Origin of the sequence: Micromonospora sp. NPDC005173, assembly GCF_040608515.1 — a bacterium.
Classification (GTDB): Bacteria; Actinomycetota; Actinomycetes; order Mycobacteriales; family Micromonosporaceae; genus Micromonospora.
In genome coordinates this window covers 174783-188870 of record NZ_JBEXIK010000001.1, presented here as the reverse complement: position 1 = coordinate 188870, position 14088 = coordinate 174783, and the positions used below count along the sequence as shown (strand labels likewise).

The following is a 14088-nucleotide window of genomic DNA, read 5'->3' as shown; positions in this document are numbered from 1 at the left end:
TCGGTGGTCCGGCAGCGTGGCCGGTCGGCCCTGGTGCCGCCTGCCCGGCCGGCGGTAGCGTGCGCCGATGACCTTGCCGGGACGTGGAGCGGCCGTTGTGACCGGGGCTGCCGGCGGCCTGGGTCGCGCCGTCGCCGCCGCGCTGCACGCCGACGGCTGGTCGGTGCTGCTCACCGACCTCGACGCGGACGCCGTGGCGGCCGCCGCCGCGCCGCTCGGCGGCTGGTCCGCCGCGCTGGACGTCCGGGACGAGAACGCCTGCGCCGAGATCGCGGCGACCGCGGCGAGCCGTGGCGGCCTCGGCCTCTGGGTCAACAACGCCGGCATCCTGGTCACCGGCCCCGCCTGGGAGCACGACGGCCCGACCCGCCGCCGGGTGCTCGACGTGAACGCGCTCGGCGCCATGAACGGCACCCTCGCGGCGCTCGCGGTGATGCGCGGGCAGGGGTACGGCCACGTGCTGAACGTCGTCTCGCTGGCCGGGCTGGTCGCCGCGCCCGGCGAGACGGTGTACGCGGCCAGCAAACACGCGCTGCTGGCGTTCAGCCTCGGCATCCTGTCCGACCTGCGGATGGCCGGTTACCGACAGGTGCACGTCTCCTGCCTCTGCCCGGACGGCATCTGGACCCCGATGCTGCACGACCGGCTGGACGACCCCGGGGCGCTGGCGTCGTTCACCGGGTCGCTGCTGACCCCGGAACGGGTGGCCGCCCGGGCGGTCCGACTGGCCCGGCGACCGCGCCCAGTGGTCAGCCTGCCGCGCTGGCGGGGAGCGCAGGTCCGGCTGCTGGACACCCTGCCCCGGCTGGCCGTCGCGCTGACCCCACTCGTCCAGGCCGTCGGCCGGGCCGGGCAGCGCCGCCAGTCGCGCCGGGCCACCCCGCCGGACCGGAGCTGACCAGCTGACGGCTGCTTGCTAGGTTTCCGGCGTGACTCATCTCGACCGGTGCGACGAGGCCAGCCGGACCTGGGTGACCGAAGCGATCGCCGCCGTCGAGGCGGACGCGAACCGCTCGGCCGACACCCACCTGCTGCCGTTCCCGCTGCCTCGGGCATGGGGGATCGACCTCTACCTCAAGGACGAGTCGGTGCACCCGACCGGCTCGCTGAAGCACCGGCTGGCCCGGTCGCTGTTCCTGTACGGGCTCTGCAACGGCTGGATCGGGCCGCGTACCACGATCGTCGAGGCGTCCTCCGGCTCCACGGCGGTCTCCGAGGCGTACTTCGCCCGGATGCTCGGGCTGCCGTTCATCGCGGTGATGCCCGCCTCCACCTCACCGGAGAAGATCGCGCAGATCGAGTTCCAGGGCGGCCGGTGCCACCTGGTGGACGACCCCGCGACCGTGGTGGTCGAGGCCCGCTGGCTGGCCGAGGACTCCGGCGGCCACTTCATGGACCAGTTCACCTACGCCGAGCGGGCCACCGACTGGCGGGGCAACAACAACATCGCCGAGTCGATCTACGCGCAGTTGGAGCTGGAACGGCATCCGATCCCCACCTGGGTCGTGGTGGGCGCCGGCACCGGGGGCACCAGCGCCACCATCGGCCGGTACGCCCGCTATCGCCGGCTGGCCACCAAACTCTGCGTCGTGGACCCGGAGAACTCCGCGTTCTACCCGGCCTGGCTGGCTGCCGACTGGTCGGTGCGCACCGGGAAGGGATCCCGGATCGAGGGGATCGGCCGTCCCACCGTGGAGGCGTCCTTCCTGCCGTCGGTGGTGGACCGGATGGTCCAGGTGCAGGATGCCGCGTCGCTGGCCGCCATGCGGGCCGGCTCGGCGGTGCTCGGCCGCCGGGTGGGTGGCTCCACCGGCACCAACCTGTGGGGCGCGTTCGGCCTGATCGCCGGGATGCTCGCCGAGGGCCGGGCCGGCTCGGTGGTCACCCTGATCTGCGACGCCGGCGATCGGTACGCCGACACGTACTACGACGACGACTGGGTGAGCGCTCAGGGCCTCGACCTCGCGCCGCACCTGGCCACCGTCGAACGGTTCCTGAGCAGCGGCGCCTGGCCCGCCTGAGCCGTGCCGGCGGCGGTTCGCCGGTCGCGGGCGGCCTGAGCCCTCGCGGGTTGGGTCGCCCGTTCAGCGCGGGTCGATCCGTTCGGCCAGCCCGGGGTAGCGCACCACGTAGCCGTCGGCATCCAGGTCGATGTCGGCGGTGAAGGTGCCGCTGGCGAACCGCACCCGGCCCGGCCCGAGCCCGGTGTAGATCTGCTCGGCCGGCACCACCTCCAGGCCAGGCAGCAGAACCCACGCCACGGTGATCCGGTGCGGCCGGTCGGCCGGCCCGGCGGCCAGCCCGAGCCGGTGGACCGGGAGGGCGTTGAACAGCGGTGACCCGCTCAGGTCCACGTCGAGCGCGTCGGCCAGCCGGTCCGGGTCGTCGGTGCCCGGCAGGCCCGTCCGGGGGTGACCGGCCGCGGTCAGCGCCGCGTCCAGGTCGCCCTGCTCGGCGGTGGTCACCCGCCACCGGTCCACGGCCCGCTCCAGCGTCACTCTGCGCAGCCAGCCCAGCCCTTCGACCTCGACCTCCACCCGGGTGGTGGTCCAGTCCGGCGTGGTGGTCAGCTGGTAGCGGGCGGTCCAGGGGATCGGGTCCACCGCGAGCAGGGTGCCCCGGGCCGCCAACCCGTGGCCGTCGTCGAGCAGGGCCTGCTCGCTGCCGGCGGTGTCCGTCCGGGACCAGAAGATCGACTTCGGCATGGTCGCCATGAGCCGGACGTTACGCGACCGGGCCGTCATCGGCAGGGCATGCGCGAACGCCGCCGCGGAGCGTGGGCTCCGCGACGGCGTCCGGTCGATCAGTGCGTCAGATCATCAGTGGGTACGGGCCGGCGGTCGCCCACCGAAGCCGCGCCGGTCGTCACGCGGCCGGTCATCGCGCGGCCGGTCGTCCCGACCACGGCCCTCAGAGCGGAAGCCGCCCCGGGAGTCCCGGTCCGCGAAGCGCCGCTCCCCGGCGGGCCGGTCGCCCTGCTGCCGGTCGCCCTGCGGACGGTCGCCGTAGCGCCGCTCGCCGGTCGGGCGGTCGCCCCGGCCGTCCCGGTCGCCGAACTGCGGTCGGTCCCCGAACCGGCGCTCGCCCTGCGGCCGATCGCCGTAACCCCGGGTGTCCCGATCGGCGTAACGACGCTCACCGGTCGGACGGTCCCCGTAGCCCCGGTCGCCGGTCGGGCGGTCGCCCTGCGGACGGTCGCCGTAGCGGCGCTCGCCGGTCGGGCGGTCGCCGTACTGCCGGTCGCCCTGCGGCCGGTCGCCGAAGCGCCGCTCACCCTGCGGTCGGTCGCCGTAACCCCGGTCGCCCTGCGGACGGTCACCGTAGCGGCGCTCGCCGGTCGGGCGGTCGCCGTACTGCCGGTCGCCCTGCGGACGGTCGCCGAAGCGGCGCTCACCCTGCGGTCGGTCGCCGAAGCGCCGCTCGCCGGTCGGGCGGTCGCCGTAGCGCCGCTCACCCTGTGAGCGGTCGCCGAACCGGCGGTCGCCACTCGGGCGGTCGCCGAAGCGGCGCGGGCCCCCGGACCGGTCGTCGAAGCGGCGCGAGCCGCCGGAGCGGTCGCCGAAGCCACGGGGCTCCGCCTCCACGCGAACCGGGACGCCGCTCGGCGCACGGGCGCCGATCAGCTCGGCCAGCACCGGGTCGCCGGCCTTGACCCGGGTCTCGGCCGGCGCGACGCCGGCCTTCTCCAGCATGGCCAGGGTGGTGCGGCGCTGCTTGGGCAGCACCAGCGTGGCGACCGCGCCTGACTCGCCGGCCCGAGCGGTACGCCCGGCGCGGTGCAGGTAGTCCTTGGGGTCCTTCGGCGGGTCCACGTGCAGCACGAGGGTGACCCCGTCCACGTGGATGCCCCGGGCCGCCACGTCGGTGGCGACCAGGACGTTCATCCGGCCCTCACGGAACTCGGCCAGGGTCTTGGTGCGCATCCGCTGGGTCTTGCCGCCGTGCAGCCCACCGGCCCGTACGCCGACCGCGGCGAGCTGCTCGACCAGCCGGTCCACGCCCAGCTGGGTGCGGGCGAAGACCATGGTGCGGCCATCCCGGGCGGCGATCGAGGCAGCCACCGGGAACTTGTCGTGCGGCGGGATCAACAGCATGTGGTGGTCCATGGTGGACACCGAGGCGGTGGACGGCGCCGTGGAGTGGGTCACCGGGTCGGTCATGAACCGCCTGACCAACGCGTCGACGTCACCGTCCAGGGTGGCCGAGAAGAGCAGCCGCTGACCGTTCGCGGGCGTCTTCGCCAGCAGGTCGGTCACCTCGGGCAGGAAGCCCATGTCGGCCATCTGGTCGGCCTCGTCCAGCACCGTGACCTCGACGTCGTCGAGCTGGCAGATGCCCCGCTCGATCAGGTCGCCGAGCCGGCCCGGGGTCGCCACGATGATCTCCACGCCGCGCCGCAGCGCGTCGATCTGGCGGTCGTACGGAACCCCACCGACGGCGGTCTTCAGGAACACGTTGAGCGCCTTGCCCAGCGGCAGCAGGGCGTCGTTGACCTGCATGGCCAACTCCCGGGTCGGGACCAGGACCAGGGCGCGCGGCCGCAGCGGCCGGGCCGGCTTGGCGGCGGCGACCCGGGCCAGCAGCGGCAGGCCGAAGGCGAGCGTCTTGCCCGAACCGGTCTGCCCGCGGCCCAGCACGTCCCGGCCGGCGAGCGCGTCCGGAACGGTGGCCCGCTGGATCTCGAACGGGGTGGTGATGCCCTGGCGCGCCAGCGCGCGGACCAGGGGCTCGGGCAGGCCGAGCGCGGCGAAGTCGATCTGCTCGGCGGCGGTCGGCGCCGGCGCGGTGCCGGCCTCCGTCGAGGTGGCGTCGGTCGTCTCCGGGGAGGCGTCGGCCGTCACCGGGGCGGGGTTGAAAACGGACGGAACGATGCTGGGGTCAGCAGAGGTGGTCAACAAATGCCTTTCGAGCGGGGCGCATCTTCGCGATGGCCCGCCGCGGCTGTACCGCCGGATCGCCCGCAAGATCGCCCATGGGCGCGCATCACGCGCGCCGGGTCAGTGATCTCGCCCAGTGTACGGCGGTCTGGCGGAGTCGCCAGCCGGTTGACCGACGGTAGTGGGCGGACTCACCATCGCTTCCGGTCGCCGGCTCAGCCGCTGAGCACGCTGCCCATCAGACCGTCCAGGGCGTTGTTGGCGAGCAGGACGATCAGCACGCTGATCGCCACCAGCAGCCCCAGCGCGGCGGCCAGGACGATCACCACGCGGGTGGTCCTGGAGCGCTCAGCCGGCGTGTCCGCCCAGCCCTGGGCCAGGATGTGCCCGGTCAGCGAGCCGGAGTTCTCCACCGCGTTGGCCGGCAGCGCGATCGTGGCGAAGCCCGGCCCGTCCCCGCCGGCGTAGACGGTGCCAGCCAGGTCCGGGCCGCCGTCGTACCGTCCGCCGGGCGCGCCCTGCCCCGCCGGCCGCCCGGCCATCGGGTGGGCCGGCGAAACGGTCGGCCGGGACACGCCGACGCCGCTTGCGTACGACTGGGGAGCGCCGGTGGTGGATGGCGGCCAGCTGGGCAGCGCGGGCGCGGGCACCACCGGTGGTGCGGAGACGGGTGCCTTGGCCCTGCCGCCGGCCGAGGTCGGCTGCGCCGCGACGGCCGCGGACGGCCAACCGGCCGGTGGTGCGGAGACCGACGCGGTGGCCCGGACGCCCGGCAGAGTGCCGGGCATCGCCGGTGGCGGCGGGAACGGCGGTGCCGGCATCGGCCCGGGCGGCGGTGGTGGCGCGGGCACCGGCGGGCCGGGCGGCGGCACCGGCGGACCGGGCACCGGCGGAGCCGGCGGGCCCGGGATGGGCGGCAGCGGCGAGGGCGGCGGTGTGGGCGGGCCCGGGACGGGCGGCACCGGGCCGGGTGGCGGCGTGGGCCGAGGCCCCGGCGTCGGCGCCGGGCCGGGCGGGTACGGCCCCGGGGTCGGCGCAGGCCCCGGCTCGGGCCGCGACGGCGGGGTCGGCCCGGGCTCCGGCTCGGGCCGCGACGGCGGGGTCGGCCCTGGCCCGGGTGGCGCGGGGATCGGCTCCGGCTCCGGGGTCGGCGGCGTGGGCGGCTGGGCGGGCTCCGGCGGCTGCACCGGCTCCGGCGGCTCCGGGTTCACCGGACCGGACCGGTAGACGGCGGGCGCGCTCGCCCGAGGGTCCGGCGTGCCCGCCGTTCCGGCCGTGACTCGACTGCTGCCGGGCACCGTGGCGCTGGCCCGGGCCGGGGCCGTCGAACCATCCCGCTGCCCGGGCAGCGCACCGGCCGGCGTGGCGGAACCGGTCGCCCGGTAGGTGGTCGCGCTGGCCGGAGCGCAGGCCGGAAGGTCACCGGTCAGCGCGGCGGCGGTCGCGACACTCGCCCGGGCTCGTACCGGGACGGCAGCCGGGTCAGGGCGAGCGTCCTCGGGTGCCGGCTGCCCGGCGTCCGAGTCCGGAGCGTCCGCGGCGGCGCCGGTGTTGTCGGTGGTGGCGGAAGCGGCACGGACGTCAGCAGCGTCAGCGGAGGCCTCGCTGGCGGCCGACTCGGCGTCGCTGGTGGGTGCCGGGTCTGCGGGCTCCGGTGGATCGGCCCGGTCGATGGCGACAGGGTCGACAGTCTCCGCCGGATCACTCTGCTCGGCCATCTCCGCCCTCCGTGCCGCACCCGCACCCGCACCCGTGACGTCGGGCCGGGTGTGCATGGATGTCACGGTGCCACAGATCGCCCCGAGCGGACAGCCGGAGCCAAACGTGGCGGGTCAGCTTTCGGTGCTCGGGCTGCCCTCCGTGCTCGCGGCCGGGCTGTCGCTGGCCGCCCCGCTCCGGCTGGCCGACGGCTCGCTGGCCGACGGCTCGCTGGCCGGGGACGAGGTGGCCGGTGCGCTGGTCGGCGGCGGCGGGGTCGTCGGGGTCTGGGTCGGGCTGGGCGACGGGCTCGGCGAGGTGCTGCCGGTCGGCGTCGGCGTCGGCGTCGGCGTCGCGCTGCCCGTGGGCGTCGGGGTGGCCGAGCCGGTCGGCGTCGGCGTCGGCTTGGTGGTGGGCGTCGGCTTCGGGGTCGCGCTGGGCGGCGGGGTCGGCACGATCGGGGCCGGCACCGCGCCGATCACCCGGGTGGCGGCGTACAGCCGGGACCAGGAGACGACCGAGATCTTGACGACGTCGCCGGTGGTGGGCGCCTGCACCATCTTGCCGTTGCCGATGTACATGCCGACGTGGTGGATCGTGGTGTAGCTGCTGCCCGAGGCGAAGAAGAGCAGGTCGCCGGGGAGCAGCGCGGCCTGCGGCACGGTCCGCGACCGGGTGGCCGCGTACTGGTCCCGGGAGACGCGGGGCAGGTCGAAGTAGTCGGCGCCCGGGGACCGGTACGCCGCCCACATGAGACCGGAGCAGTCGAACCGGTCCGGCCCCTCCTCCGACCACTTGTACGGGTCGCCGAGCTGGGCCAGGGCGTACGCGACCGCAGCCAGCGCCCGCGGGTGCGCGGCCATCCCACTGACGCTCTGACCCGCCACGTAGCCGGCACCGAGCTGCTGCTCGACGGCCTCCTGCTGGCGCTCGATCTGGATCAGCTGCGCGGCGTTGTCCCGGCGCAGTTTGAGCAGGCTGGCCTCGGCCGTGCGCAGTGCCTGATCGCCAGCGGTGAACTCCGCCTCGGCGGCGTCGACCCGGGCCTTGGCCGCGGTGTGCGCCTGGTAGGCGAGCTGCTCGCCGTTGCGGGCCCGGGACAGCTCCCCGGCCACCCCGGTGGTGCCGCCCGCGACCTTCTCGCCGCGGGTGATCTGCTGGAGCCGGCTCAGCCCCTGGATGTCGTCGGCGAGGTCGCCGGGCGGCAGCGCGGCGGCTGCCTTGATCGCGTCCGAGGCGGCCACGTCGGCGGCCTGCTGAGCCCGGAGCAGGGTGTCCTGCGCGGTCTCCAGCATCTTGCCGGCCGCTTGGAGCTGCGCCTGCGCGTCGGTGCGTTTCTGCCGGCTCAGCAGAAGCGCCTCGCCGAGCGTGCCGACCTGGATTTCACCGGCGGAGATCTGGGCGGCCAGCGGGCCCGTGCCGACGTTGACGACCGGCGGGACCGGGATGCCGGCGACGGGCGCGCCGCCGGGCAGTTGGAGCGCGCCGGCCACCGCCGGGCGCGCGCCGGTGTCGGGCACTGTGGTCGGCAGCCCGGGTTCGGCGTACGCAGGGGTGGCCAGCACCGCGGCCGCGATCGCGCCGAGCAGGGCGGCCCAGAGCCTCGGGCGCAGCACCGGCGAGATCACCGGGCTCCGTCGTCGCTGCCGTCGCCCGCGCTCGCTGTCGACCATTCCGCTCCCCGTCCCGCAGCCCGTCGCCGCGCCCCAAGGGCGCAGCCGTCGGGACGGTACCAGTGTGTTCCGCCCCACCCTGTCTTACCGCAATGGGGCAGTGATGTCGATGCATCGCCGGGTTACGGGAGGCTGAGAGTCTGGTGAAGTGGGTCGCCTCCGGCGACCGTGCCGCCGGGGCTGTCGGCGTCCCGACGTACGCTCGACCGGGACCGCAGGTGGAAGGGACGTGCCATGGACGCCGGACTCAAGCGTGAGCTCGAAGCGAAGGTGTACGCCGGTGAGCGGCTGACCCGCGAGGACGGGGTCGCCCTCTACGACAGCGATGACCTGACCTGGCTGGGGCGGCTGGCTCATCACAAGCGCACCGAGCTCAACGGCGACCGGGTGATGTTCAACGTCAACCGGCATCTCAACCTGACCAACGTCTGCTCGGCGTCCTGTGCGTACTGCTCGTTCCAGCGCAAGCCGGGCGAGAAGGACGCGTACACGATGCGCATCGACGAGGCCGTCCGCAAGGCCAAGGAGATGGAGGATGAGCAGCTCACCGAGCTGCACATCGTCAATGGCCTGCACCCGACGCTGCCCTGGCGTTACTACCCCAAGGTGCTGCGCGAGCTGAAGGCGGCGCTGCCGAACGTCAAGCTCAAGTGCTTCACCGCGACCGAGGTGCAGTGGTTCGAGAAGATCAGCGGTCTGAGTGCCGACGAGATCCTCGACGAGCTGATGGACGCCGGTCTGGAGTCGCTGACCGGCGGCGGCGCGGAGATCTTCGACTGGGAGGTCCGGCAGCACATCGTCGACCACGCCTGCCACTGGGAGGACTGGTCGCGGATCCACGCCCTGGCGCACAGCAAGGGCATGAAGACCCCGGCGACGATGCTGTACGGCCACATCGAGGAGCCCCGGCACCGGGTCGACCACGTGCTGCGGCTACGCGAGCTGCAGGACGAGACCGGCGGCTTCGCGGTCTTCATCCCGCTGCGCTACCAGCACGACTTCGTGGACTCGGCGGACGGCAAGATCCGTAACAAGATCCAGGCGCGCACCACGATGGCCTCGCCGGCCGAGTCGCTGAAGACGTTCGCCGTCTCCCGGCTGCTCTTCGACAACGTGCCGCACGTGAAGAACTTCTGGGTGATGCACGGGCTCTCGGTGGCCCAGCTCTCGCTGAACTTCGGCGTGGACGACCTGGACGGCTCGGTCGTCGAATACAAGATCACCCACGACGCCGACTCGTACGGCACCCCGAACACGATGCACCGCGATGACCTGCTGCACCTGATCTGGGACGCCGGATTCCAGCCGGTCGAGCGGGACACCCGCTACAACGTGGTCCGGGAGTACGACAAGGCGCCGTCGCTGGCCGAGCGCCGTGCCGAGCCGCAGCAGGTCTGGGCCTGAGTCACCACGTACCCTCGCAGTCGATGACCGAGCAGCGTAAGTCCGAGCAGCAGGGCGGGTTCCCCCGCCGGGACGCCGAGGGGCGCGTCCGTACCCTGGGCGATCTGCTCGGGGTGTGTCTGGCCGGCCTGGTCATCGGCGCGCTGGCGCTCGTGCTGTTCGACTGGGCGTTCGCCTCGATGGGCGCCGGCGACTTCGGGCACACCAACGGCTGGTTGGCGGTGATCCTGCCGGCCTGGCTGTTCTGGGACGACTTCCGGGCCTGGGAGTTCGGCGCGGCCCGGGTGGTGGCGGCGTTGGTCGCCGCCGCAGTCGGGGTGTTCGCCGGGTTGCTGATCGCCGGTCTGGGCGCCGGGTTGCCGCCGCTGCTCTCCGGAGCTTTGGCGGCGGCGGCGTTCACCGTGGCGTACGCGGCGGTCTGGTTCCCGGGCGTCCGCTGGCTGGCCCGCCGGACCGGCTGATCCCGACCGCCCGCCGGGCGGGTCGATTCTTCCGCCGGCACCGGCGGGTGACGGAGAACGGAGTGGTGCAGGTGAGCGCGGCGGTCAAGTACACGCTGGGCCGGATCGGGCTGTTCGTCGCCGTGCTGGCGGGCCTCTGGCTGATCGACATGAACGTGTTCCTGAAGCTGATGCTGGCGCTCGCCTTCTCCGCCGCGCTCTCCTTCTTCCTGCTGCGTGGCTGGCGGGACGAGATGGGCGAGGAGATGGCCGACGCGGCGGAGCGCCGCCGCAGCGAGAAGGAGCGTCTCCGCTCCGCTCTGGCCGGCGACGACCAGCCCTCCACCGACCCCGAGCCTCCCACCGACCGACCCTCGCGTTGATCAAGAGGTTTGCGTCACCAGGACGGCTTCCGGTGACGCAAACCTCTTGATCAGACGCGCTCGGCCGGGTGGGTCACCAGTTGGTGGAGCCGGGGACCTTCGGCCAGGCCTTCCAGGTGGGCTTGATCAGGTACGCGACGCCGCCCGAGCCGCCGGAGACGCCGCCGCTGGCGTTGGTCCGCTTGGTACGCAGCCAGATCTGCTCGAACTGTGCACGCTTGTAGACGTTGCGCACCACGTCGTTGCTGGACGATGCGGGATCGTTGACGATCACGTCGCCGTCAGCGGTGAAGCCGACCACCACGAACAGGTGCCCGGAGGTGCCGTAGTTCGCCCCGTCCAGCTCGCTGGCGAGGAAGGACTGGCTGGTCACCACCGGGATGCCGGCGGCGATGAAGCGTTCCAGTTCGTCCAGCGAGTGCATCCGGGTCACCCGACCCTCCAGGCCGGGGAAGCTGGCCGCGTACGCGGTGTTGAAGGGCCAGTTGCCGGCACCGTCGTACGCGTAGTCGTAGGTCATCCGCGCAGCGTGGTTGACGGTCGGGTCGGGGTAGGTCGGGTCCACCCAGGAGGTGTCGGCCGCGGACGGCCGCCGACCCCAGTACTCGACCACCATCTCCGTGGAGGTCGGGGAGCACCAAGCCTCGCCACCGCCGTCGTACTCGGGGTAGTGCCCGGAGTGCACGTTCTGCGAGTAGCGCGGCACCGGCAGCTCGACGCCCCAGGCGATGTGCCCGGCGCTCGGCGTGACGGTGAACCGGTCCGGCACGGTCGAGCTCATCGCGCCGAGCATCCGGACCACCGGCGCGGCGGCCTGACCGGGCGCGCGGTAGAGGGTCAGCCGCAACTGGTACGACCGCAGCAGCACCCCGGCGGTGGCGTCGTCGATGCTGAAGGTGTCGGTCCAGATCGTCGACCAGGGGTCGCCCTGCCGGTTGACGGTGGTCCGCTTGATGTCGTTGTCGCCGGACGCCCAGCGGCCCATGACGTACCACGGGGTCTGGTCACCGCTGGTGTAGCTGCCCTGCATCTCCACCTGGATCCAGGTGCCGGCCGGGGTCTCCGCGTTCCAGGAGGCGATCAGCTCGGTGGCGTCGAACCCGATCCGGGTCACCGGCGAGGTCCAGGTGCCGTACTCCCAGCTACGGGTGGTGCCGCTGTGCGGGTCGGCGTACTCGGTGGTGCCGGTGGGGCGAGCCAGGGTGAGGCCCGATCGGGCGCCGGGCACCACGCGGGTGCCGGCCTGGTCGCCCCGGTGCCAGTCCGCCGGCCCTGACCAGTCCTGGAACGTGATCTGCTCGTCGTGGGTGATGGGGTGCGGACGGCCGCCGGTGAGCGGTTGGGCCGCCACCGCGGGTGCGGCGGTGGCGAGCAGGGTGAGCGCGGTGACGCCGGCGAGGGCGGCCGTGCGCAGGCGGGATCTGGCCATGGGTGCTCCGCGGTGTCGAGAGGGACATCGTCGCTGGTCAGTGTTCCGCTTGGAGGGAAGTTTCGCCAGATGTTCGATGGTGGAAAATCATTGCCGCCGCGATGATCCGCCTGGGATGCATTAGGCAGCGATCAATATTGATATGACCATGTGACTGATGGTGAAGTGTCCTCCACCGAGCGGGATCTCCCGCCCTTCGAGGAGGTAGTCCATGGCCCTCCGCACGCCCACCCCTCTCCGCCGCGTCCTGGTGCTCGCCGTCGTCACCGGGCTGGCAATCGCCACCGTCGGCGCCGCCCCGGTCGCCGCCCGACCAGCACCGGACCGAACCGCCGAACAGGCCGCCACCGGCTACCGGGTGCTCGGCCCTCGGACCGTCGCCGACCGCACCGCGGTGGCCCGCACCGGGGCCGCCATCGACTACTCCGAACACGGCGTCCTGCACATCTCGGCCACCGCCACCGAGGCCGCCGCGATCAGCCGTCTCGGCTTCCGGCTGGAACCGCTCGCCCCACCGCCGAACGTCGAGCGAGGCGCCAGCGAGGTGGGCACGTTGGCGTTCCCGCCCGCCGACTCCAACTTCCACGACTACGCGGAACTGACCGCCGTGGTGAACCAGGCCGTCGCCGACCACCCGGCCATCGCCCGCAAGATCAGCATTGGTACGTCGTACGAGGGCCGCGACCTGATGGCGGTGAAGATCTCCGACAACGTCGGCACCGACGAGGGTGAGCCGGAGATCCTGTTCAACGCCCAGCAGCACGCCCGCGAGCACCTGACCGTCGAGATGGCGATCTACCTGCTCAACCTCTTCACCGACAGCTACGGCGCCGACTCCCGGATCACGAACATCGTCAACAGCCGGGAGATCTGGATCGTGCCGACGGTCAACCCGGACGGCAGCGAGTACGACATCGCCACCGGGTCGTACCGGTCGTGGCGCAAGAACCGGCAGCCGAACAGCGGCTCGTCCGCGGTCGGCACCGATCTGAACCGCAACTGGTCCCACCAGTGGGGCTGCTGCGGCGGCTCGTCCGGCAGCACCTCGTCGGAGACCTACCGCGGCCCGTCGGCGTTCTCCGCCCCGGAAACGCAGGCGCTGCGCAACTTCGTCAACAGCCGGGTTGTCGGCGGCGTCCAGCAGATCAAGGCGAACATCGACTTCCACACCTACTCGCAGCTGGTGCTCTGGCCCTTCGGCTACACCACCGCCAACAATCCGGCGGGGATGAGCGCGGACCAGTACAACACCTTCGCCACCATCGGCCAGCAGATGGCGGCCACCAACAGCTACACCCCGGAGCAGTCCAGCGACCTCTACATCGCCGACGGCACCAGCATCGACTGGATGTGGGCCACCCACAACATCTGGGCGTACACCTTCGAGATGTACCCGGGCTCGGCGAGTGGCGGCGGGTTCTACCCGCCCGACGAGGTGATCCCCGCGCAGACCACCCGCAACCGGGAGGCCGTGCTGATGCTCAGCGAGTACGCCGACTGTCCGTACCGGGCCATCGGCAAGCAGGCGCAGTACTGCGGCGGCGGGGGCGGCACCACCGTCTGGTCGGACACCTTCGAGACGGCCACCGGCTGGACGATCAACCCGTCCGGCACCGACACCGCCACGGCCGGGGTGTTCGAGCGGGGCGCCGCCCAGGCGACCACCTCCAGCGGGGCCAAGCAGCTCACCCCGTACGCCGGCGCCAACGACCTGGTCACCGGCCGGCTCGCGGGATCGGCCGCCGGTGACCACGACGTCGACGGCGGCGTGACCAGCGCCCGGTCCCCGGCGGTGACCCTGCCGTCGTCCGGCACGCTGACCCTGTCGTTGGCCTGGTACCTGGCACACGGCTCGAACGCCTCCTCGGCGGACTACCTGCGGGTGAGCGTGGTGCACAACGGCGGCACCACGGCGCTGCTCACCCAGGCCGGCGCGGCAGCCAACCGCAACGGGAGCTGGGCGGTGGCCAACCTCAACCTCAGCCCGTACGCGGGCCAGTCGGTGCGCATCCTCGTCGAGGCGGCGGACGCCTCCGGCGCCAGCCTGGTGGAGGCGGCTGTGGACAACGTCACCATCACCGCCTCCTGATCGGGTGGGGCCCCGTCCCGCCCCCGGCGGGGCCCCACCACCCGCTCCGACCCCTCGGATCCGGGACATATCGCCGCCGGTCGACCACCCCACCC

At 73.3% G+C, this 14088-nt stretch carries 11 protein-coding genes; 6 read left to right on the top strand and 5 right to left on the bottom strand.

Annotated features, from left to right (window positions below; genetic code table 11):
• Positions 1-67: 67 nt before the first annotated feature.
• Both ABZV00_RS00895 and ABZV00_RS00890 read left to right on the top strand, forming a co-directional pair.
• Positions 68-898 (top strand): SDR family oxidoreductase, encoded by an 831-nt coding sequence (locus tag ABZV00_RS00895; RefSeq protein WP_355600711.1) that lies wholly within the window; start codon positions 68-70, stop codon positions 896-898.
• 31 nt (positions 899-929) lie between these two features.
• Positions 930-2021: a PLP-dependent cysteine synthase family protein gene (locus tag ABZV00_RS00890; RefSeq protein ID WP_355600709.1), complete on the top strand. Its 1092-nt coding sequence runs from the start codon at positions 930-932 to the stop codon at positions 2019-2021.
• A 63-nt stretch (positions 2022-2084) separates the two neighbouring features.
• Here the strand turns inward: ABZV00_RS00890 and ABZV00_RS00885 are convergent, their stop codons facing one another.
• The 4 genes from ABZV00_RS00885 to ABZV00_RS00870 all read right to left on the bottom strand — a co-directional run bounded on the left by ABZV00_RS00885 (position 2085) and on the right by ABZV00_RS00870 (position 8248).
• Positions 2085-2705, bottom strand: a complete 621-nt coding sequence (locus ABZV00_RS00885; RefSeq protein WP_355601324.1) for a putative glycolipid-binding domain-containing protein — start codon at positions 2703-2705, stop codon at positions 2085-2087.
• A 114-nt stretch (positions 2706-2819) separates the two neighbouring features.
• Positions 2820-4841 (bottom strand): DEAD/DEAH box helicase, encoded by a 2022-nt coding sequence (locus ABZV00_RS00880; RefSeq protein WP_355600707.1) that lies wholly within the window; start codon positions 4839-4841, stop codon positions 2820-2822.
• Positions 4842-5092: 251 nt separating this feature from the next.
• On the bottom strand, positions 5093-6595 hold the full coding sequence (locus tag ABZV00_RS00875) for a hypothetical protein (RefSeq protein ID WP_355600705.1): 1503 nt from the start codon (positions 6593-6595) through the stop codon (positions 5093-5095).
• A 114-nt stretch (positions 6596-6709) separates the two neighbouring features.
• A complete protein-coding gene (locus tag ABZV00_RS00870) occupies positions 6710-8248 on the bottom strand; it encodes a C40 family peptidase (protein ID WP_355600703.1) in 1539 nt (512 codons plus the stop codon).
• Positions 8249-8482: 234 nt separating this feature from the next.
• Between ABZV00_RS00870 and mqnE the strand changes: the two genes are divergently transcribed.
• From mqnE to ABZV00_RS00855, 3 genes are all read left to right on the top strand, one after another.
• The gene (gene mqnE / locus ABZV00_RS00865) at positions 8483-9652 is read left to right on the top strand and encodes an aminofutalosine synthase MqnE (protein ID WP_328422557.1); all 1170 of its coding nucleotides are present in this window, start codon (positions 8483-8485) and stop codon (positions 9650-9652) included.
• A 23-nt stretch (positions 9653-9675) separates the two neighbouring features.
• A complete protein-coding gene (locus tag ABZV00_RS00860) occupies positions 9676-10113 on the top strand; it encodes a hypothetical protein (RefSeq protein ID WP_355600700.1) in 438 nt (145 codons plus the stop codon).
• Positions 10114-10184: 71 nt separating this feature from the next.
• The gene (locus tag ABZV00_RS00855) at positions 10185-10475 is read left to right on the top strand and encodes a DUF4229 domain-containing protein (RefSeq protein WP_328426232.1); all 291 of its coding nucleotides are present in this window, start codon (positions 10185-10187) and stop codon (positions 10473-10475) included.
• Between the two features lie 73 nt (positions 10476-10548).
• Here ABZV00_RS00855 and ABZV00_RS00850 read toward each other — a convergent pair whose 3' ends face one another.
• Complete coding sequence (locus ABZV00_RS00850; protein WP_355600698.1) at positions 10549-11904, bottom strand: C39 family peptidase; 1356 nt, start codon at positions 11902-11904, stop codon at positions 10549-10551.
• A gap of 211 nt (positions 11905-12115) precedes the next feature.
• On the opposite strand from ABZV00_RS00850, the gene ABZV00_RS00845 reads away from it, so the two are divergent.
• A complete protein-coding gene (locus ABZV00_RS00845; RefSeq protein WP_355600696.1) occupies positions 12116-13993 on the top strand; it encodes a M14 family zinc carboxypeptidase in 1878 nt (625 codons plus the stop codon).
• Positions 13994-14088 lie beyond the last annotated feature (95 nt).